The organism is Streptomyces sp. N50 (assembly GCF_033335955.1).
GTDB lineage: Bacteria > Actinomycetota > Actinomycetes > Streptomycetales > Streptomycetaceae > Streptomyces.
Window position 1 is genome coordinate 5,442,500 of the sequence record NZ_CP137549.1, and the last position, 18,125, is coordinate 5,460,624.

Annotated in this window: 21 protein-coding genes and 3 tRNA genes; 18 read left to right on the forward strand and 6 right to left on the reverse strand. The window is 70.2% G+C overall.

The window, feature by feature from the left end; translation table 11 throughout:
* Positions 1-89: 89 nt before the first annotated feature.
* The 5 genes from htpX (at position 90) to R2B38_RS24450 (ending at position 3,660) form a co-directional block, all read left to right on the forward strand.
* On the forward strand, positions 90-953 hold the full coding sequence (gene htpX, locus R2B38_RS24430; protein ID WP_033282557.1) for a zinc metalloprotease HtpX: 864 nt from the start codon (positions 90-92) through the stop codon (positions 951-953).
* Positions 950-1,342 (forward strand): YccF domain-containing protein, encoded by a 393-nt coding sequence (locus R2B38_RS24435; RefSeq protein WP_318018174.1) that lies wholly within the window; start codon positions 950-952, stop codon positions 1,340-1,342. The genes htpX and R2B38_RS24435 overlap by 4 nt, the downstream gene beginning before the upstream one ends.
* Positions 1,343-1,354: 12 nt before the next feature.
* Positions 1,355-2,512, forward strand: coding sequence for a barstar family protein (locus R2B38_RS24440; RefSeq protein WP_318018175.1), 1,158 nt, complete (start codon positions 1,355-1,357; stop codon positions 2,510-2,512).
* 119 nt (positions 2,513-2,631) lie between these two features.
* Entirely contained in the window at positions 2,632-3,213 is a 582-nt protein-coding gene (locus tag R2B38_RS24445; protein ID WP_318018176.1) for an SMI1/KNR4 family protein, read from the forward strand.
* Positions 3,214-3,393: 180 nt separating this feature from the next.
* Positions 3,394-3,660 carry a GlsB/YeaQ/YmgE family stress response membrane protein gene (locus R2B38_RS24450; RefSeq protein WP_019061143.1) on the forward strand — a complete coding sequence of 89 codons (267 nt, stop codon included), beginning with the start codon at positions 3,394-3,396 and terminating at the stop codon, positions 3,658-3,660.
* Between the two features lie 223 nt (positions 3,661-3,883).
* On the opposite strand, the gene R2B38_RS24455 is transcribed toward R2B38_RS24450, so the two are convergent.
* Positions 3,884-4,372 carry a YajQ family cyclic di-GMP-binding protein gene (locus tag R2B38_RS24455; protein ID WP_033282561.1) on the reverse strand — a complete coding sequence of 163 codons (489 nt, stop codon included), beginning with the start codon at positions 4,370-4,372 and terminating at the stop codon, positions 3,884-3,886.
* Positions 4,373-4,606: 234 nt separating this feature from the next.
* On the opposite strand from R2B38_RS24455, the gene R2B38_RS24460 reads away from it, so the two are divergent.
* The 3 genes from R2B38_RS24460 to R2B38_RS24470 all read left to right on the forward strand — a co-directional run bounded on the left by R2B38_RS24460 (position 4,607) and on the right by R2B38_RS24470 (position 6,062).
* Positions 4,607-4,688: transfer RNA gene (locus tag R2B38_RS24460), tRNA-Tyr, on the forward strand.
* Positions 4,689-4,979: 291 nt separating this feature from the next.
* A complete protein-coding gene (locus R2B38_RS24465; protein WP_318018177.1) occupies positions 4,980-5,792 on the forward strand; it encodes a polysaccharide lyase family 7 protein in 813 nt (270 codons plus the stop codon).
* Between the two features lie 57 nt (positions 5,793-5,849).
* Positions 5,850-6,062: a hypothetical protein gene (locus R2B38_RS24470; RefSeq protein ID WP_033282563.1), complete on the forward strand. Its 213-nt coding sequence runs from the start codon at positions 5,850-5,852 to the stop codon at positions 6,060-6,062.
* Between the two features lie 37 nt (positions 6,063-6,099).
* Here the strand turns inward: R2B38_RS24470 and R2B38_RS24475 are convergent, their stop codons facing one another.
* Together R2B38_RS24475 and R2B38_RS24480 are read right to left on the reverse strand one after the other, a co-directional pair.
* On the reverse strand, positions 6,100-6,756 hold the full coding sequence (locus R2B38_RS24475; protein WP_318018178.1) for an NAD(P)H-binding protein: 657 nt from the start codon (positions 6,754-6,756) through the stop codon (positions 6,100-6,102).
* 143 nt (positions 6,757-6,899) lie between these two features.
* A complete protein-coding gene (locus R2B38_RS24480; RefSeq protein WP_033282564.1) occupies positions 6,900-8,177 on the reverse strand; it encodes an amidohydrolase family protein in 1,278 nt (425 codons plus the stop codon).
* Positions 8,178-8,446: 269 nt separating this feature from the next.
* Between R2B38_RS24480 and R2B38_RS24485 the strand changes: the two genes are divergently transcribed.
* From R2B38_RS24485 to R2B38_RS24520, 8 genes are all read left to right on the forward strand, one after another.
* Positions 8,447-8,519, forward strand: a tRNA-Thr gene (locus R2B38_RS24485).
* 46 nt (positions 8,520-8,565) lie between these two features.
* Positions 8,566-8,638: transfer RNA gene (locus tag R2B38_RS24490), tRNA-Met, on the forward strand.
* Positions 8,639-8,726: 88 nt separating this feature from the next.
* Entirely contained in the window at positions 8,727-8,891 is a 165-nt protein-coding gene (gene rpmG / locus R2B38_RS24495) for a 50S ribosomal protein L33 (protein WP_003948671.1), read from the forward strand.
* A gap of 100 nt (positions 8,892-8,991) precedes the next feature.
* Entirely contained in the window at positions 8,992-9,444 is a 453-nt protein-coding gene (locus R2B38_RS24500) for a MaoC family dehydratase N-terminal domain-containing protein (RefSeq protein WP_318018179.1), read from the forward strand.
* Position 9,445: 1 nt separating this feature from the next.
* Complete coding sequence (locus tag R2B38_RS24505) at positions 9,446-9,874, forward strand: MaoC family dehydratase (RefSeq protein WP_318018180.1); 429 nt, start codon at positions 9,446-9,448, stop codon at positions 9,872-9,874.
* A gap of 177 nt (positions 9,875-10,051) precedes the next feature.
* Positions 10,052-10,621 (forward strand): helix-turn-helix domain-containing protein, encoded by a 570-nt coding sequence (locus R2B38_RS24510; RefSeq protein ID WP_318018181.1) that lies wholly within the window; start codon positions 10,052-10,054, stop codon positions 10,619-10,621.
* A gap of 96 nt (positions 10,622-10,717) precedes the next feature.
* Positions 10,718-12,187, forward strand: coding sequence for a DHA2 family efflux MFS transporter permease subunit (locus R2B38_RS24515; RefSeq protein WP_318018182.1), 1,470 nt, complete (start codon positions 10,718-10,720; stop codon positions 12,185-12,187).
* Positions 12,188-12,407: 220 nt separating this feature from the next.
* Positions 12,408-13,463: a UDP-N-acetylmuramate dehydrogenase gene (locus R2B38_RS24520; protein ID WP_318018183.1), complete on the forward strand. Its 1,056-nt coding sequence runs from the start codon at positions 12,408-12,410 to the stop codon at positions 13,461-13,463.
* A gap of 18 nt (positions 13,464-13,481) precedes the next feature.
* Here R2B38_RS24520 and R2B38_RS24525 read toward each other — a convergent pair whose 3' ends face one another.
* Positions 13,482-14,114, reverse strand: coding sequence for an NAD(P)-dependent oxidoreductase (locus R2B38_RS24525; protein ID WP_318018184.1), 633 nt, complete (start codon positions 14,112-14,114; stop codon positions 13,482-13,484).
* 123 nt (positions 14,115-14,237) lie between these two features.
* Between R2B38_RS24525 and R2B38_RS24530 the strand changes: the two genes are divergently transcribed.
* Both R2B38_RS24530 and R2B38_RS24535 read left to right on the forward strand, forming a co-directional pair.
* Positions 14,238-14,876, forward strand: a complete 639-nt coding sequence (locus R2B38_RS24530; RefSeq protein WP_318018185.1) for a TetR/AcrR family transcriptional regulator — start codon at positions 14,238-14,240, stop codon at positions 14,874-14,876.
* A 30-nt stretch (positions 14,877-14,906) separates the two neighbouring features.
* On the forward strand, positions 14,907-15,581 hold the full coding sequence (locus R2B38_RS24535; protein WP_318018186.1) for a hypothetical protein: 675 nt from the start codon (positions 14,907-14,909) through the stop codon (positions 15,579-15,581).
* Here the strand turns inward: R2B38_RS24535 and R2B38_RS24540 are convergent.
* Positions 15,562-16,602 (reverse strand): adenosine deaminase, encoded by a 1,041-nt coding sequence (locus R2B38_RS24540; RefSeq protein WP_318018187.1) that lies wholly within the window; start codon positions 16,600-16,602, stop codon positions 15,562-15,564. The genes R2B38_RS24535 and R2B38_RS24540 overlap by 20 nt on opposite strands.
* Before the next feature lie 130 nt (positions 16,603-16,732).
* Positions 16,733-17,959, reverse strand: a complete 1,227-nt coding sequence (locus R2B38_RS24545) for a pyridoxal phosphate-dependent aminotransferase (RefSeq protein ID WP_033279974.1) — start codon at positions 17,957-17,959, stop codon at positions 16,733-16,735.
* Between the last annotated feature and the right edge of the window lie 166 nt (positions 17,960-18,125).

Here is an 18,125-nt window from a genome sequence, read left to right on the forward strand (position 1 = left end):
GGGTCCACTGGACGTGACACCACGGCACCAGTGGCATCAGAGATCAGCAAGCAAAGGGTTCCCCTGCTGCACGATTTGGAGGGCGTACCGTGCACCGCCGGCACAACGGGCTCAGGACCGCAGTTCTCCTCGGGGGACTGTCCGCACTCATCATCGTCATCGGCAGCTTCTTCGGCCGCACGGGCCTCGTCGTAGCGGTCGTGATCGCGCTGGGCACGAACGCGTACGCGTACTGGAACAGCGACAAACTGGCGCTACGCGCGATGCGCGCCCGCCCGGTGAGCGAGTTCGAGGCCCCGGCCCTGTACCGGATGGTCCGCGACCTCTCCACCCAGGCCCGCCAGCCCATGCCGCGCCTGTACATCTCGCCCACGGAGGCCCCGAACGCCTTCGCGACGGGCCGCAACCCGCGCAACGCCGCCGTGTGCTGCACGGAAGGCATCCTGCGCATCCTGGACGAGCGCGAGCTGCGCGGAGTCATCGGGCACGAGCTGAGCCATGTCTACAACCGCGACATCCTGATCTCGTCGGTCGCCGGCGCCCTCGCCTCGGTGATCATGTTCCTGGTCAACTTCGCCTGGCTGATCCCGATCGGCCGCTCGAACGACGACGACGGCCCCGGCATCCTGGGCATGCTGCTGATCATGATCCTGGGTCCCCTGGCGGCCAGCCTCATCCAGTTGGCCATCAGCCGCTCCAGGGAGTACGAGGCGGACGCGTCCGGCGCCCAGCTCACCGGCGACCCCCTCGCCCTCGCGAGCGCGCTGCGCAAGCTCGACGCCGGCACCAAGCAGCTCCCGCTGCCCCCGGAGCCCCGCATCGAGACCGCGAGCCACATGATGATCGCGAACCCCTTCCGCCCGGGCCAGGGACTCTCCAAGATGTTCTCGACACACCCGCCGATGGCGGAGCGCATCGCCCGGCTCGAGAAGATGGCAGGTCGCCCTCAGTGAAAACCATCCTGAACGTCATTTGGCTCGTCCTGAGCGGCTTCTGGCTGTTCCTCGGGTACCTGCTCGCGGGCGCGCTGCTGTGCATCACCGTCATCGGCATCCCCTTCGGGATCGCCGCCTTCCGCATCGGCGTCTACGCCCTGTGGCCCTTCGGGTACACGACGGTCGAGCGCCGGGACGCGGGCGCCCCCTCCTGCGTGGGCAACGTCCTGTGGCTGGTCCTCGCGGGCTGGTGGCTGGCCCTCGCGCACATCGTCACCGGCATCGCCATGTGCATCACGATCATCGGCATCCCGTTCGGCATCGCCAACTTCAAGCTGATCCCGGTCTCGCTGTTCCCCTTGGGCCGCGAAATCGTGCCCACGGACCAGCCGTTCGCCACCCGCTGACGGCGGGCAGCGGTGGGGGCGCCGAAGTACGTCCTGCTGTCGTACGACGAAGGGGCCGAGTCCACCGGCGAGCACGGCTACGAGGAGACCTGGGCGCTGTGCGAGGACGCCGAGGACCTCTTCGCCGACCCGGTCCCTCCCGCGCGCGGGACGTACGAACTCCTCGGCTGCGCACCCGAGGGCGACCTGCGAACAGCCCTCGCACGCGCGCGTGCCGACGGTTCGGCGCCGCTCGGCCTGCTCACCCTGGAGACCCTCGACAAGACCGGCAGGGGAGAGGGCGAGTGGTGGCTGGAGGACGTACGCGTCATAGGCGACCGCCCGTGCGCGCGTGACCTGTCGTTGAGGGACGTCACCGTCGAGGGCAGCCAGTCCGACGACAACCCCTACGACTATCCGGAGTGCCCGCCCCTGTCCCCGGGCTACCGAATACGGGGCGCGGACGGTGAACCATGGGGCGTCTGCCGGGACTTGGCTCATGTCCAGGAGGGCCTCCCGGAACAACTGGAGCCTCCTGTACGCCTGTTGGGCTGCTCCCCGCGCGGCGCGCTGAGGGCGGCACTGGACGGCGGGGAAGAGGACCTGGGCCACGTCAAGGTGGTGCGCGTCGACGCGTCCGGCCGGCCCGTGCAGGCCGCTGCCGAGGGCGAGTTACGGGCCTGGATCCCGTCCGCACGCGGCCCGGGCCTGGTCGACCTCACCCTCGACCCCTGGTCGGAACGGCCACCGCTCGCGGCCCGGGAGGTGTGGGACCTGTGGGGCGAGGGCCGTCCCTCCGAACCCGGCCGCTGGGCAGGTTGCGCCCCCGAAGCCCGCCGATTCTGGCTCGACACGGCCCTGGCGAACCACACCTACACCCACCCGGCCCGTCCACCGGGCATCACCTACCACCTCGACGGCAGCCACATCACCGACGCACCGGGCTTCTTCTGCGCCCTGGGCGAGGCGGTGAACGGCCCCGCCGGATACTTCGGTTGGGGCCTGGACGCCTTGAACGACTGCCTGCGCGGCCGCTGGGGAGCCACTTCGCCCTTCACCCTCGTCTGGCACGACGCCGCCGTCGCCCGCGCCTGCCTCGGCGTCACCCCGCACGCAGGCCGGCGGCCGCCGACGTTCGAGGAGTTGCTCGCCTTCCTCACCGAACGGCACGTCGAAGTCCGCCTGGCCTGACGGCACCCGTCACCGCACGATGCCCGCCGACTCCCGCCCCGCGACCAGCAGGTTTTCCACAACCGCCGGGTTGTCCACAGGCCAGCTCGATTGTCAGTGGCGCGCGGCACCATGAAGCCATGACCGAGAACGAGCAGCAACTGCTGACCCAGGTGGCCGCCGAGGCACGCAACACCCGCCCGCTGGGCTGGACTTCACTCCCCGCCCCCGTGGACGAGGCCACGGTGACCCGCGCCGAGGTCGCCCTGGGTTTCCGCCTGCCCCCGCTGCTCGCGGCGCTCTACTCGCGCATAGGAGACGGCGGATTCGGCCCGGAGTACGGCCTGTTGCCCCTCCTCGACAACCCGCAGGCCGACAACCCGCAGACCGGCGAGCCCGCCGCCGTCACGCAGTACCTCGCCAACCGCGCGAGCGGACACAAGGACCCCGACTGGCCCTGGCCCGAGGGCGTCCTGCCGATATCGCACTGGGGCTGCGCGATGTACGCGTGCGTGGACTGCCGAACCCCACAGGCCACAGTCCTCCTCTACGAGCCGAACGCCGACGAGGCCGACCACGCGTGGTACGTCGACGCGCCCAGCCTGGCCGACTGGCTGCGCGCCTGGCTCGACGGCACGGGCTGGTACGAGGACTACGAAGGCGCTCCCGAACCGACCCCGTGGACCGACTTCCGCATACGCACGACAGCACAGGCCTCCTGAGCGGTCGTCGCAGGCCACCGATGCCTGCAACCACCACACGCATCCGTGACGTCCTGTTCATCGACACGGCGGAACATGCAGCGACAGGCCGTGCGCAAGGACCTACGAACACAGCCTGTCCGGGCGGAATTCACAGCTCCGGATCAGTGCAAGCACAGCGCGAGAGGGCAGGTTCACGGCATGGGCATCATCAGCTGGATCATCCTGGGACTGTTGGCCGGAGCCATCGCCAAATTCCTGCTGCCGGGCCGCGACCCGGGCGGCTTCATCGGCACGACCATCATCGGTGTCGCGGGCGCGTTCATCGGCGGCTGGATCTCGGCCCGCTGGCTGGACCACCCGGTCGCGAAGAACTTTTACGACGGCGCCACTTGGGCCTCGGCGATAGGCGGCGCGCTCGTCCTCCTGATCGCCTACCGCATCCTGTTCGGCAACTCGCGCAACTAGAGGCTGTCCGGCGGGGTTTGCCGCGGCCGCAGCCGCGCACATCTGCGGCGTTGCGGCCGCTCCCCGGCGCTGGTCAGCAGCCGCGGCCTTCCTGTGACTTGACCGGCCGGACAGGCCCTAGCGCACCCCAAACCGCAGCCAGCAGGCGAGAAGGGTGGGCACCGACGGGTGCCCACCCTCCTCGCATCCTCGTGCCTGCGCGGCGGACGCGCGAAGCCCGGCTCTACCGGTAGTTCACGAACTGCAGCGCGAAGTCGAAGTCCTTGCCCTTGAGCAGGGCCTGCACGGCCTGGAGGTCGTCGCGGCTCTTGGAGCTGACCCGCAGTTCGTCGCCCTGGACCTGGGCCTTCACGCCCTTGGGACCCTCGTCGCGAATGATCTTCGCCACCTTCTTCGCGTTGTCCTGGGAGATGCCCTCCTCGATCGACGCGAAGATCTTGTACTCCTTGCCGGAGAGCTGCGGCTCACCAGCGTCCAGCGCCTTCAGCGAGATGCCGCGCTTGATCAGCTTGGACTGGAAGACGTCGAGGATCGCCTTGACCCGCTCCTCGGAGTTCGCCTCCATGAGGATCTTCTCGGCGGACCATGCGATCGAGGCACCCACGCCCTTGAAGTCGTAGCGCTGGGAGATCTCCTTGGCGGCCTGGTTGAGGGCGTTGTCGACCTCCTGCCGCTCGACCTTCGAGACGATGTCGAAACTGGAGTCGGCCATGTCCTGTGGCTCCTTGTATCGGGGTGCGTATCGATGCGTGTCACTGCGTATCGGCGTGCGTCGGGGCAGCCGCCGAGCCCGGTGTAGGCCCCGGGCCGCATCCGCATAAGCCTAGCCACCCCCTCCCCTCCGAGCGCCGGTCAATCGGGTGGCGAAGCACCCCTGGGCATCGGGTATCGTTTACGTCGTTGCCACGGAGCACCGCCGAAAAGCGGTTCGAGAGGCGACATCCCCGGCGGTGTGCCCGAGTGGCCAAAGGGAGCAGACTGTAAATCTGCCGGCTTAGCCTACCCAGGTTCGAACCCTGGCGCCGCCACATGATCGAAGGGTCTGTGACCAGCAGCAATGCTGATCACAGACCCTTTCGTCGTTCCCGAAGTCTTCCCAAAGCCTTCCCAAAGCCTTCCCGGGTTTTTTCCCGAGGCGCCCCAGAGGCATCCCCGCGGCCCCCTTCGCCCTGCCGCCAACCTTGACGTGCCCGTGCCACAGCCCTACTGTCGCGACACCGCGTTCATGTTGAAACACAAAGTTCACACATATGAACTTGCGTGAACGCACGCTCCGCCAACCGAGTCGAGTCCACAGAGCAGACAGGAAGGCACCCCCCATGCGCATGCGTACGCTGCTCACCTCCCTGGCCACCGTCGTCGCCGTCACCGGCGGCCTCGCCCTCACGGCCCCCGCCGCGTCGGGCAGTACCGGCGCCGCCGGCGTCGTCGCCTCACCCCTGGCGGACCCCTCCGTCGCGCCCGGCGGGAACTTCGACCTGGGGGTGTGGCAGCTCCAGGAGCCGATCGGGTCCCCCGGCTCGCCCACGACGATCTCGTCGTCCCGGCTCCAGGGGGCCAACGGCTTCCAGGACTCGTACTTCTACACGGACACCCGCGACGGAGCGATGACCTTCTGGGCGCCGGAGAAGGGCGTCACCACCCCCAACTCGAACTACGCCCGCTCCGAACTGCGCGAGATGAACCGCAGCGGCAGCGCCGCCGACTGGTCGCTCAGCGGCACCCACACGATGAAGGCGACGCTCCGGGTCGTCTCCGTCACGTCGAACGTCTGCGTCGGCCAGATCCACCTCGGCACCGGCGGCACGTCCACCAAGCCGCTGCTGGAGCTGTACTACCGCTCCAGCGGCGACATCGTCCTCGGCACGGAGAACTCACCCTCCGGCGGCCAGACCCTGCACACCGTGGGCAACGTGTCCGTCGGCAAGACGTGGAGCTACACGATCGGCGTCTCGGGCGGGAACACCATCAACCTGACGGTCAACGGGAGCACCACGCACTACGCCATCCCGTCGTCCTTCAACGCCTACAAGCAGTACTTCAAGGCCGGTTCGTACAACCAGTCGTCCTCCGACAGCACCACCAAGGGCGCCCGCGTCGCCTTCTACGGCCTCACCGTCGCCCACAGCTGAGCACGCCCTAGCGAGCCTCGACAGCCGACCCGGCCTGCGGCGGGGCAGACTGATCCCATGTCGTCACGCCGCAGAAGCTGCCCCGAGTGCCGTCGTGAAATCGCCGTAGTGGCAGGCCGGTTCGCGCGCCACGACCCGCCCGGTGCGCGGGAGACCGGGGACCTCGTGTCGTGCCCCGGGTCCCGCCGCCAGGCGGAACTCGGGGCGGCACAGCCCGCGTTGGACGGGTACGTGGTCCCGGAGTTTCCCGGCCAGATGCCGCTCTTCTAGACGGCGGGAAACCCCAGCGCCTCGCCTCTACGGCCCCTCAGTTCCCGGCCACCGACTTCACCGCCACCGACACCGGCGCGGACCCACTGATCAGCTCCAGAGTCAGCCCGGCCGTCGCCGGTGTCTCCACCAACTCCGCGAGTACGGCGGCCACATCGTCCCGGGGAATCGCGCCGCGACCGGTGTGCGCCTCCAGCCGGACCAGCCCGGTGCCGGCGTCGTTCGTGAGCGAACCGGGGCGCAGGATCGTCCAGTCGAGGGCGTCCAGGCCGCGTACATACGCGTCGGCCTCGCCCTTGGCCCGCAGATACACGTCGAAGACACCGTCCCCGGAGTGCGTCGGATCCGCGCCCATCGAGGACACGACGACATGGCGCCGTACGCCCGCCAGGACCGCCGCGTCGGCGAACAGCACCGCCGAACCCCGGTCCACGGTGTCCTTGCGGGCCGTGCCGCTGCCCGGGCCCGCGCCCGCCGCGAAGACCGCCGCGTCCGCGCCCCGCAGCCGCTCCGCGACCTCCTCTACCGAGGCCGACTCCAGGTCCAGCAGCAGCGGTTCGGCGCCGGCCGCCCGTAGATCGTCGCTCTGTTCGGCGTTGCGGATGATGCCCGCGACCTCTTCACCGCGCGCGGCGAGCAGGTGCTCCAGCCGCAGCGCGATCTGACCATGACCTCCAGCGATGACAATGCGCATGCCTTCGACCGTACGCCCGGACGGCCGCACGCGCCGCATGACTTCAGCTGCGTCCCAGCGGCGCACACCCGCGCCGGACGCGCCTGGCGCGCGGAGCTGAGCCCGGGCGCCTCAGGCGTACGCCCCGGCGCGACGACGGCCGCTCACGACAACTCGCCCCGCCCCTGCCGGGGCAGCCCCAACTCCGAGCCCGCCGCCGTGTTGCAGTACTCCCGCACCGCGCTTGTCCGTGCCACCACGCGCCCCCGGTGCACCACGATCCGGCTGTACGCCAGCGACAGCGCGCCCGCGAGCCGGTCGCCGCGCACCGCGAGCAGTTCGGCCGGAAATCCGGCCTCGACGCGGACCTCGGGCAGGCCGAGTGCCGCGCGTGCCGACGAACTCACCGTGTCGTAGGCGTCCTCGGGCCGCATCCCGTGCCGGGAGGCCAGCAGATAGGCCGCCTCCAGGGGGTCCCCGCGGCCCACCGGGTTGGACACGTCCCGCAGGGCGCCGCTGCCCGCCGCCACCTGGACGCCGGCCGTGCGCAGCAGCCGTACGGGAGCCGTGCCCCGGCGGTCGACGCCGCCGCAGCCGCCCTGCGGCAGGCAGACCACCGTCACGCCGGCCGCGGCCAGTTGGTCCGCGATCCGCGTGACCGTGTCCGCAGGAAGCCGCCCCAGGCCGCCGCACGGGCCCAGTGTCACCCCGGGGCGCATCCCGCCTGCGACGGCCGCCAGCCGGGCCAGGCGGGTCGGGTCGGCGGCGTCCGTGTGCAGGTCGACCGGGCAGCCGTGCTCGGACGCGACCTCCAGGACCGCCTCCACGTACCCCGTCGGATCGGGGTCCAGATCTGGACAACCGCCCACTACGGAGGCACCCATTTTCAATGCGTCCCGCAGCATCGCGAGCCCGTCCGCCCCCGCCACCCCGGTCAGCAGCCGGGGCATCGCCACCGCCGTCAGCTCCGCCAGCCCCCGCAGCGCCCGCCGCGCCCGCAGGACGGCGGCCAGCGCGCTCAGCCCCTGAACGTCCCCCACGCGCACGTGTGCCCGCTGCGCCGTAGCCCCGTGGCCGAGTTGCAGCAGCGCGGCCTCCGTGGCGCGGCGCTGGACGTCCTCGGGGTCGTAGGAGACCGGTCCGCCGTTCTCGGCCGACAGGGCGGTGTCACTGTGCGTGTGCGGCTCGGCCGGGGCCGGGAGGAGGAGATAGCCGCTGAGATCCACGCGCGCGCCGCACGCGCGCGTGGCGTCCGTCGCCAGGCTGCCCGCCGTGCCGACCGCCTCGATGCGCCCGCCGCCCAGCCGTACGTCCACGGTCCTGCCGTCGGTCAGCCGGGCCCCGCACAGCAGGAGCGCGGCCGGGTCGGCCGGTCCCGACGAGCCTGAGGAACCCGACGGGCCGGACGAGGAGTGGGACGGCTGGGGCTGACTGTCGGGCATCGCGCTCCAGGGGCTCAGGGCTTCGTGGGCTCGGGGCTTCGGGGCTCAGGACTGGGGACTGCGCAAAGGGGCGCAAGATCACGCAGAGTGAGTCGAGCCTAGGGCGGTGATCCGCTCACGGCCGGGAGGAGCGCAATAGTCGTACCGGTGTGGTCCCCCATACGAGAGGGCCCCCTGAGGCCTCTGGGAGGGCCGTGGAAGCGGCTGGAGCGGGGCCGCGAAACGGATTTGGGCGAACGGTCGCCGAGCGTGTAATGTCTTCATCGCTCGCCCCAATAGCTCAGTCGGTAGAGCGTCTCCATGGTAAGGAGAAGGTCTGCGGTTCGATTCCGCATTGGGGCTCTGGTGTGAAAGGTTCCCGTCGCAAGATGGGAACTGATCGCATCACAGCGGTGTAGCTCAGTCGGTAGAGCAAGCGGCTCATAATCGCTGTGTCACCGGTTCAAGTCCGGTCACCGCTACTGACAGTAGCCGATTGCGGGGTCGGTCCTTCGATCGGCTACTCTGTTATGCGTTCATAGTCCCATCCGTTCGTCAAGGAGCACTCCTGTGGCTGCCACCGACGTCCGCCCGAAGATCACGCTGGCCTGCGTGGAGTGCAAGGAGCGGAACTACATCACCAAGAAGAACCGGCGTAACAACCCGGACCGACTGGAGATGAAGAAGCACTGCCCGCGTTGCAATGCGCACACCGCGCACCGCGAAACGCGATAAGAATCAGGCTCGTACACGAGGCCGTCCCCGAAGTCTGGGGGCGGCCTCGCGTCGTTCCCCGCACAGCAGCAGGAACATCAACAGCAGGAGGTACCGGGCCATGGCGCTCGACCAGTCCTTCGTGGGGCGGACCTACCCGCCCACCGACCCGTACGAGGTGGGCCGGGAGAAGATCCGTGAGTTCGCGGAGGCGGTGGGCGACGCCAACCCGGCGTACACGGACCCGGAGGCCGCCAAGGCGCTCGGTCACCCCGATGTGATCGCCCCGCCGACCTTCGTCTTCTCCATCACGTTCAAGGCCGCCGGACAGGTCGTCCAGGACCCGCAGCTCGGCCTCGACTACAGCCGCGTCGTGCACGGCGACCAGAAGTTCGTCTACGTCCGCCCCGTGCGCGTCGGCGACCGGCTCACGGTCACCTCCACGATCGAGGCGATCAAGTCGATGGCGGGCAACGACATCCTGGACATCCGCGGCGAGGTCCACGACGAGGCCGGCGAGCACGTCGTGACCGCCTGGACCAAGCTCGTGGCCCGCGCGGCGGAGGAGAACTGACATGACGGCGAAGATCGCGTACGACGACGTCGAGGTCGGCACCGAACTGCCGGCCCAGACCTTCCCCGTGACCCGCGCCGCCCTCGTCCAGTACGCGGGCGCCTCCGGGGACTTCAACCCGATCCACTGGAACGAGAAGTTCGCCAAGGAGGTCGGGCTCCCGGACGTCATCGCGCACGGCATGTTCACCATGGCCGAGGCGATCCGCGTGGTCACCGACTGGACCGGTGACCCGGGTGCGGTCGCCGAGTACGGCGTCCGCTTCACCAAGCCCGTCGTCGTCCCGAACGACGAGCAGGGCGCGACCGTCGAGGTCAGCGCCAAGGTCGCCGCCAAGCTCGACGACAACACGGTCCGCGTGGACCTGGTGGCGATGAGCGCCGGGCAGAAGGTGCTCGGGATGTCACGGGCGGTCGTACGACTGGCCTGATCGGCCGGCCGCGGGCTGGAGTGAGTCGAGGTAAGGGGTGTCTGCCATTGCGGGCGCCCCTTACGTGTCGGACACCCCGGTGACTGGCGGTGACATCGGCGGCCCAGGGGTGCCCCGCTCGTGTGCCGTGCCCCACACCCCTTGACTAAGTTAGTGATTGAATACTAACTTTCTCGCATGGTCAGGATGAGCGCAGAAGAGAGGCGCGAGAGCGTCGTCCGCGCGGCGATCGCCGAGTTCGCGCAGCGGGGGTACTACGGCACCTCCACGGAGGCGATCGCCAAGCGGGTCGGTGTCTCGCAGCCGTATCTCTTCCGGCTCTTCCCGGGCAAGAAGGCGATGTTCGCGGCGGCTGCCCTCAGGTGTGTCGAGGACGTGTGCCGGGTCATGGAGGAGTCGTCCAAGGGGCTGGAGGGCGAAGAGGCCCTGCATGCCATGGCCAACGGCTATGTGCAGCTCATCACGGAGCACCCGGAGAAGCTCCAGATGCAGATGCAGACGTACATCACGGTGGCCGCCGCCGAGGCGGAGGGTGACCACGAGTTCGGCGAGGCCGTACGGAAGGGCTGGATGCGGCTCTGGGACGTCGTGCATGTGCCCCTGGGGGCGGATGTCGACCAGACCACGACCTTCCTGGCGTACGGAATGCTGATCAACACCCTTGCGGCCATGGGTTTTCCACCCGAGCACCGGGTCTGGGAAGGGCTGTATCCGTCGGCGCGGATCACTGGCCGGCTGGAGAAGTAGCGCGGATCGGCAAGGGGCGGATTCTTCGCCTTTTCCTGCGCGGCAAAGTTAGTCATCAATAACTAATCATCGATACGAGCACCCTTTGGGGGAGCGATGTCACAGCCAACCGCACGGCGCGGGGGAATGGTCTGGGCCCTCGTCATCACCAGCGTCGCCGGATTCATGGCGGCCCTGGACAACCTCGTCGTCACCACCGCCCTGCCGTCCATCCGCAAGGACCTCGGCGGCGCGCTGGGCGACCTGGAATGGACCGTGAGCGCCTACACGCTCACCTTCGCCGTCCTGCTGATGTTCGGCGCGGCGCTCGGCGACCGGTTCGGCCGCCGCCGGCTCTTCCTCATCGGCATCACCATCTTCACCGGCGCCTCCGCCGCCGCGGCCATGGCACCCGGGATCAACTCCCTGATCGCGGCCCGCGCGGTCCAGGGCGTCGGCGCGGCGATCATGATGCCGCTGACACTGACCCTGCTGACGGCGGCCGTGCCCGTCGCCAAGCGCGGGATGGCGTACGGGATATGGGGCGCGGTGAACGGACTCGCCGTCGCCTCAGGACCCCTCATCGGGGGCAGCCTCACCGAGCACATCTCCTGGCACTGGATCTTCTGGCTGAACGTTCCGCTCGGCCTGGCCCTGATCCCGCTCGCCCGCCTGCGCCTCTCCGAGTCCCACGGCTCCGGCGCCCCGCTCGACTTCCCCGGCACCCTGCTCGCCAGCGGCGGCCTCTTCGGGATCGTCTACGGCCTGGTCCGCGGGCCCGCCGACGGCTGGACCAGCTCGCTCGTCCTCACCGGGCTGTTCGCCGGGGGCGCCCTGTTCGCCGGCTTCATCATCTACAGCGTCAACGCCAAGAACCCCATGCTCCCGATGCGGCTGTTCCGCTCCCGCGCCTTCTCCGGGATCAACGCGGCGAGCCTGCTGATGTTCCTCGGGATGTTCGGGTCGATCTTCCTGCTCAGCCAGTACATGCAGGGCGTCCTCGGCTACTCGCCCACCGAGGCGGGCCTGCGGATGCTCCCCTGGACCGGCATGCCGATGCTCGTCGCCCCCATCGCCGGCATCCTCTCCGACCGCATCGGCGGCCGCCCGGTCGTCGCAGCGGGCCTCTTCCTCCAGGCGGCCGGTCTCGGCTACATGTCCTACGTGGTCACCACCGACGTCTCCTACGGCGCCCAGCTGCCCGGCCTGATCCTCAGCGGCATCGGCATGGCCCTGTTCTTCGCACCGGCCTCCAACCTGGTCATGTCCAGCGTCCGCCCCCAGGAGCAGGGCATCGCCTCCGGCGCCAACAACGCGCTCCGCGAGGTGGGCGGCGCCCTCGGCATCGCGGTCATGGCGTCGATCTTCTCGGCCCAGGGCGGCTACCAGACCGCACAGACCTTCGTCGACGGCCTGAAGCCCGCGCTGGTCACCGGGGCGGCGGTGGTCGCCCTCGCGGGAGTCGCGACGCTGTTCATCCCGACGCGGCGCCGGGCGGCACAGCTCGCGGCGGTGGCGTCCTCGGAGTCCGATGAGTCGGCCGGGTCCGCGGACTTCGACTCGGTGCTGGAGAACGCCGGTCGCTGAGCCGGATGCCCTGGCACGCACGCGTGGAGCCCTGCCGACATCGGCGGGGCTCCACGCGTGCGTGCGCTTGGAGAAGGCTTGGCGGTACGGCAGTTGAGAGCCGGAGGCGTGGCCCGTGCCGGACGCCCGGCCCTCCGGTATCAGCCGCGCCGCACGCCGGAAACGAAGCCCGCCCCCCGCCACCCCGGTGTTGTCAGTCCCGTCTCGTACTCTTGGCCCCGTGCAGGAACTCCACGACGCCCCCCTCGCCCCCCTCACCACCTTCCGGTTGGGTGGTCCCGCGACGCGGTTGGTCACCGCGGCCACCGACGCCGAGGTGATCGACGTCGTGCGCGCGGCCGATGACGCCAGGACGCCGTTGCTGGTCGTCGGTGGCGGCTCGAACCTCGTCATCGGGGACAAGGGGTTCGAGGGCACCGCCCTGCGGATCGCCACCCGCGGCTTCGAACTCGACGGTACGCGGCTGGAGTTGGCGGCCGGTGAGGTGTGGACCGACGCCGTCGCCCGCACCGTGGAGGCCGGTCTCGCCGGTGTGGAGTGCCTCGCCGGGATTCCCGGGTCGGCCGGTGCGACCCCGATCCAGAACGTGGGGGCGTACGGCCAGGAGGTCTCCGCCACCATCACCGAGGTCGTCGCCTACGACCGCACCACCCGCGAGACGGTCACCCTCACGAACGAGGAGTGCGCCTTCTCCTACCGGCACAGCCGGTTCAAGGCCGAGCCCGACCGGTATGTCGTGCTGCGCGTCCGCTTCGAACTGGAGGACGCGGACGGGCTGTCGGCGCCCGTGAAGTACGCCGAGACGGCCCGCGTCCTCGGTGTCGAGCCCGGCGACCGGGTGCCGTTGGCGCAGGCCCGGGAGACCGTTCTCGCGTTGCGTGCCGGGAAGGGCATGGTTCTCGATCCCGAGGACCATGACACCTGGTCGGCCGGTTCCTTCTTCACCAACCCGATCCTCACCGACGCGCAGTTCACCGCGTTCCACGCGCGCGTGGAGGAGCGTCTCGGCGAGGGCGTGGAGCCGCCCGCGTACCCGGCGGGGGAGGGGCACACCAAGACCTCCGCCGCCTGGCTGATCGACAAGGCCGGCTTCACCAAGGGATACGGCACCGGGCCCGCCCGGATCTCCACCAAGCACACCCTCGCCCTCACCAACCGCGGTGAGGCGACCACGGCCGACCTGCTCGCCCTCGCGCGCGAGGTCGTCGCCGGCGTCCACGACGCCTTCGGGGTCACGCTCGTCAACGAACCGGTGACCGTCGGCGTCAGCCTCTGACACCGCCCCCGGAAGGCCTCAATAGGCCAGCCCCACCCCCTGCTTCACCGTCCGGGGATCGTCGGTCATCGCCAGCATCGCGTGGGCGACGTCGGCCCGGCCGATGAACCGGCCCTTGTCCGGAAAGCCGCCCACGACCGTGCGGTACGTGCCGGTCACCGGCTTGTTCTGGAGGCGTGGCGGGCGGACGGTCGTCCAGTCCGTGGCACTGGCGGCGAGGGCCGCCTCCATCTCCCGTAGATCGTCGTAGACGTCCTTCAGGAGGGCCGAGATCAGCCCGCGCGCGGTGCGGTCCAGGAGCCCCGCGCCCTCCGGGGCCGGGCCGATCGGGCCGGCGCTCACCACCAGCACCCGGCGCACCCCCTCCGCCTCCATGGCCGCCAGGACCGTCCGCGTGAGCCGGGTCGCGATCCCCGCGTCCTTGCGGCTGCGCGCACCGAGCCCGGACAGGACCGCGTCCCGGCCCGCGACCGCCGGGCGTACCGCCCCCGGGTCGGTGAGGTCCGCGCGGAACACCTCAAGTCCCGCGCCCCGCACGGTCAGCCGTGCCGGGTCCCGTACGACCGCCGTGACCTCTTGGCCCGAGTCCAGCGCCTGGCGGACGATCTCCTGGCCGATGCCTCCCGTGGCACCGAAAACGGTGAGCTTCATGGCGCACTCCTGCCCCAGAACGAGGTGGGTGAGTGTTTACTCACCCCTGCCTCCTCCTAGAGTGAGTAAGCACTCACCCACCCGTCAAGCCCGAACGGACCGGCCATGGAATCCTTGGGCCCCATGCAGCAGAAACAGGCCCCGGAGCCCGCCGCGCAGAAACCCGCCCGGGTCCGCATCCTCGACGCCGCCCACGCGTTGATGCTCACCGTCGGCCTGGCCAAGGCGACCACCAAGGAGATCGCCAAGGCCGCGGGCTGCTCCGAAGCCGCGCTCTACAAGTACTTCGCGAGCAAGGAGGAGCTCTTCATCCGCGTGCTCACGGAACGGCTGCCCCAGCTGACCCCGCTGCTGCGCAGCCTCGCCGCCGAGCCCGGACAGCACTCCCTGGAGGACAACCTCACCGAGATCGCCCGCCAGGCGGCCCTCTTCTACGAGCAGAGCTTCCCGATCGCGGCCTCCCTGTACGCCGAGACCCAGCTCAAGCGCCGCCACGACGAGGCGCTGCGGCAGCTCGGCTCGGGCCCCCACAAGCCGATCGAGGCCCTGGACGCCTATCTGCGCGCCGAACAGACCGTCGGCCGCGTCCGCCCCGACGCGGACACCTTCGCGGCCGCGTCCCTCCTCCTGGGCGCCTGCGCACAGCGCGCGTTCGCCTACGAGGCCGCGGGCACCGGCGTACGCCCGCCCGTGGACGAGTTCGCGCCACGCCTGGCCCGGACGCTGCTGGGCGGAATCTCCGTTGCCGTGGACCCCGCCTGACCGCGACCCTTGCCCTATGAGGCACCCCATATGGAGCTGAGACTCCGCGAGTTCAGACCCCGGATCGGCCCGCATGAACACCGGGTCGTCCAGCCCGGGCGACCCCTGCGCCACACGTCACTGCGCGACCCGAGCACCCTGGCGCCGTACGGGACGCTCGTAGGGGACCACGACGGGCTGAGCCGGCTCGCGGGGCTGTTCGCGTTCGCCGCCTTCTCGCGGCACACCATCGTGCACGTCCCGCTGCGGGACTGCGTGCCGTCCGTCCAGGGGTGCGGGGAACTGGTCGATCTCGTGCTGGCCCACCCGGAGGCGGGCCTGCGCCCCTCCAAGTGGCCCGAACTGCGCCGCGCGCTCCGGCGCGACACCCCGCTCACCGCGCGCACGGACGAGACCCGGACCGAGCGCCACGCGCGCGCGTGGCTTGAGCGGCCGTACGACCGTGGGCAGTTGCGGCACACCACGCACGCGCGGACGTACTTCCTCATCGGCGGCCGTGACGCCCTCGCGTCCGCCGCCACCTCCTTCGCCTACGCGGCCGACCAGGGGCCGCGGCAGAAGGGGGCCCTCAAGGGGCGGTTGATGTACATGGACTCCGTGGGCGGCGAACCGGCCCCCCACGGGGACGGCTCACATCACCCCGAGGTCCTGATCTGCTTCAAGGAGTATCCGACCGGCGCCCACCTCAAGCGACCGGGGCACTGAGCCAGTCGTCGATGCCCGACAGGAGCTTCGTCTTCATGTCCTCCGGGGCGGCCGATCCGCGGACCGACTGCCGGGCCAGTTCGGCCAGTTCGCGGTCCGAGAAGCCGTGGTACCGGCGGGCGATCTCGTACTGGGCGGCCAGCCGGGAGCCGAACAGGAGCGGGTCGTCGGCGCCGAGCGCGAGGGGGACGCCGGACTCGAAGAGGGTCCGTAGAGGCACGTCCTCGTGCTTCTCGTAGACGCCGAGGGCCACGTTCGACGCGGGGCAGACCTCGCAGGTGATGCCCCGGTCCGCGAGCCGCTTCAGCAGGCGCGGGTCCTCCGCCGCGCGGACGCCGTGGCCGATCCGGGTCGCGTGCAGGTCGTCCAGGCAGTCCCGCACCGAGGACGGGCCCGCCAGCTCGCCGCCGTGCGGCGCCGACAGCAGGCCGCCCTCCTGGGCGATCGCGAAGGCTCGGTCGAAGTCCCGTGCCATACCCCGGCGTTCGTCGTTCGAGAGGCCGAAACCGACCACACCCTGGTCCGCGTACCGCACGGCCAGCCGGGCCAGCGTGCGTGCGTCCAGGGGGTGCTTCATCCGGTTCGCGGCCACCAGCACCCGCATCCCGAGCCCGGTCTCGCGGGAGGTCGTCTCCACCGCGTCCAGGATGACCTCAAGGGCCGGGATCAGCCCGCCCAGGCGCGGTGCGTACGACGTCGGGTCCACCTGGATCTCCAGCCAGCCCGAGCCGTCCCTGACGTCCTCCTCGGCGGCCTCGCGGACCAGCCGCTGGATGTCCTCGGGCTCCCGCAGGCACGACCGCGCCGCGTCGTACAGCCGCTGGAAACGGAACCAGCCCCGCTCGTCCGTCGCCCGCAGCTTCGGCGGCTCCCCGCTGGTCAGCGCCTCGGTGAGGGCGTCGGGCAGGCGTACGCCGTACTTGTCGGCGAGCTCCAGCACGGTGGTCGGCCGCATCGACCCGGTGAAGTGCAGGTGCAGATGGGCTTTCGGCAGTTCAGAGACATCACGTACACGCTCCATCTGGGAATCCTGCCGTACGTTCCCGTCGTCCCGGTACCACTTTCCTCGATCGTGGTCTTGCTCGCACAAAGCAGCGGGCCGCCTCCCCGGAGGGAAACGGCCCGCACGCGCGCGTGGAGCACGAAAAACGTCAGTCCTTGGCCTCAGCCAGCAGCTTCTGGATACGGCTGACACCTTCGACGAGGTCCTCGTCACCCAGGGCGTACGACAGCCGCAGGTAACCGGGGGTCCCGAAGGCCTCGCCCGGGACGACCGCGACCTCGGCCTCCTCCAGGATCAGCGCGGCCAGCTCGACCGAGTCCTGCGGGCGCTTGCCGCGGATCTCCTTGCCGAGCAGCGCCTTGACCGTCGGGTAGACGTAGAACGCGCCCTCGGGCTCGGGGCAGAGCACGCCGTCGATCTCGTTGAGCATCCGCACGATGGTCTTGCGGCGGCGGTCGAAGGCCTCGCCCATCTTCGCGACGGCGTCCAGGTTGCCGGAGACGGCGGCCAGCGCGGCGACCTGCGCCACGTTCGAGACGTTCGACGTGGCGTGCGACTGGAGGTTGGTCGCGGCCTTGACGACGTCCTTCGGGCCGATGATCCAGCCCACCCGCCAGCCGGTCATGGCGTACGTCTTGGCGACGCCGTTGACCACGATGCACTTGTCGCGCAGCTCCGGGAGGATCGCGGGCAGCGAGGTGAACTTGGCGTCGCCGTAGACCAGGTGCTCGTAGATCTCGTCCGTCATGACCCACAGGCCGTGCTCGACGGCCCAGCGGCCGATCGCCTCGGCCTCGGCCTCGCTGTAGACGGCGCCGGTCGGGTTGGACGGCGAGACGAAGAGGACGACCTTGGTGTTCTCGGTGCGGGCCGCCTCCAGCTGCTCGACCGTGACGCGGTACCCGGTCGTCTCGTCGGCGACGACGTCCACGGGGACACCGCCCGCGAGACGGATCGACTCCGGGTACGTCGTCCAGTACGGCGCGGGGACGATGACCTCGTCGCCCGGGTCGAGGATCGCGGCGAAGGCCTCGTAGATGGCCTGCTTGCCGCCGTTCGTGACGAGGATCTGCGAGGCGTCCACCTCGTAGCCCGAGTCGCGCAGCGTCTTCGCGGCGATCGCGGCCTTCAGCTCCGGCAGACCGCCGGCCGGGGTGTAGCGGTGGTACTTGGGGTTCGAGCAGGCCTCGATGGCGGCCTGGACGACGTAGTCCGGGGTCGGGAAGTCCGGTTCACCCGCGCCGAAGCCGATCACCGGACGTCCGGCGGCCTTGAGGGCCTTTGCCTTGGCGTCCACGGCGAGGGTGGCGGACTCGGAGATCGCGCCGACTCGGGCGGAGACCCGGCGCTCGGTGGGAGGGGTTGAGGCGCTCATGGGGCCCATCGTTTCAGACCGGAAACCCGCCCGGCACACCGGTTTCACAGACTGAACAGGATCGGGCGAGCGTGGAACAACCGTCCGGATTCCCGCCCCGGCCTGGGCGATCTTCCTCCGGCAATCCCCGTACAGGCACTTTCTGTTCGACGACCGGCCCCGGAGC

What these genes read in the sequence shown, in the direction of transcription:
- R2B38_RS24525 (WP_318018184.1), bottom strand. Translation starts at nt 14,114, where the DNA reads ATGAAGCTCACCGTTTTCGGTGCCACGGGAGGCATCGGCCAGGAGATC.
- R2B38_RS24500 (WP_318018179.1), top strand. Translation starts at nt 8,992, where the DNA reads ATGGCGCTCGACCAGTCCTTCGTGGGGCGGACCTACCCGCCCACCGAC.
- R2B38_RS24455 (WP_033282561.1), bottom strand. Translation starts at nt 4,372, where the DNA reads ATGGCCGACTCCAGTTTCGACATCGTCTCGAAGGTCGAGCGGCAGGAG.
- R2B38_RS24535 (WP_318018186.1), top strand. Translation starts at nt 14,907, where the DNA reads ATGGAGCTGAGACTCCGCGAGTTCAGACCCCGGATCGGCCCGCATGAA.
- R2B38_RS24540 (WP_318018187.1), bottom strand. Translation starts at nt 16,602, where the DNA reads ATGGAGCGTGTACGTGATGTCTCTGAACTGCCGAAAGCCCATCTGCAC.
- R2B38_RS24480 (WP_033282564.1), bottom strand. Translation starts at nt 8,177, where the DNA reads ATGCCCGACAGTCAGCCCCAGCCGTCCCACTCCTCGTCCGGCCCGTCG.
- R2B38_RS24475 (WP_318018178.1), bottom strand. Translation starts at nt 6,756, where the DNA reads ATGCGCATTGTCATCGCTGGAGGTCATGGTCAGATCGCGCTGCGGCTG.
- R2B38_RS24530 (WP_318018185.1), top strand. Translation starts at nt 14,238, where the DNA reads ATGCAGCAGAAACAGGCCCCGGAGCCCGCCGCGCAGAAACCCGCCCGG.
- R2B38_RS24505 (WP_318018180.1), top strand. Translation starts at nt 9,446, where the DNA reads ATGACGGCGAAGATCGCGTACGACGACGTCGAGGTCGGCACCGAACTG.
- R2B38_RS24545 (WP_033279974.1), bottom strand. Translation starts at nt 17,959, where the DNA reads ATGAGCGCCTCAACCCCTCCCACCGAGCGCCGGGTCTCCGCCCGAGTC.
- R2B38_RS24445 (WP_318018176.1), top strand. Translation starts at nt 2,632, where the DNA reads ATGACCGAGAACGAGCAGCAACTGCTGACCCAGGTGGCCGCCGAGGCA.
- R2B38_RS24450 (WP_019061143.1), top strand. Translation starts at nt 3,394, where the DNA reads ATGGGCATCATCAGCTGGATCATCCTGGGACTGTTGGCCGGAGCCATC.
- R2B38_RS24515 (WP_318018182.1), top strand. Translation starts at nt 10,718, where the DNA reads ATGTCACAGCCAACCGCACGGCGCGGGGGAATGGTCTGGGCCCTCGTC.
- R2B38_RS24465 (WP_318018177.1), top strand. Translation starts at nt 4,980, where the DNA reads ATGCGCATGCGTACGCTGCTCACCTCCCTGGCCACCGTCGTCGCCGTC.
- R2B38_RS24510 (WP_318018181.1), top strand. Translation starts at nt 10,052, where the DNA reads ATGGTCAGGATGAGCGCAGAAGAGAGGCGCGAGAGCGTCGTCCGCGCG.
- R2B38_RS24470 (WP_033282563.1), top strand. Translation starts at nt 5,850, where the DNA reads ATGTCGTCACGCCGCAGAAGCTGCCCCGAGTGCCGTCGTGAAATCGCC.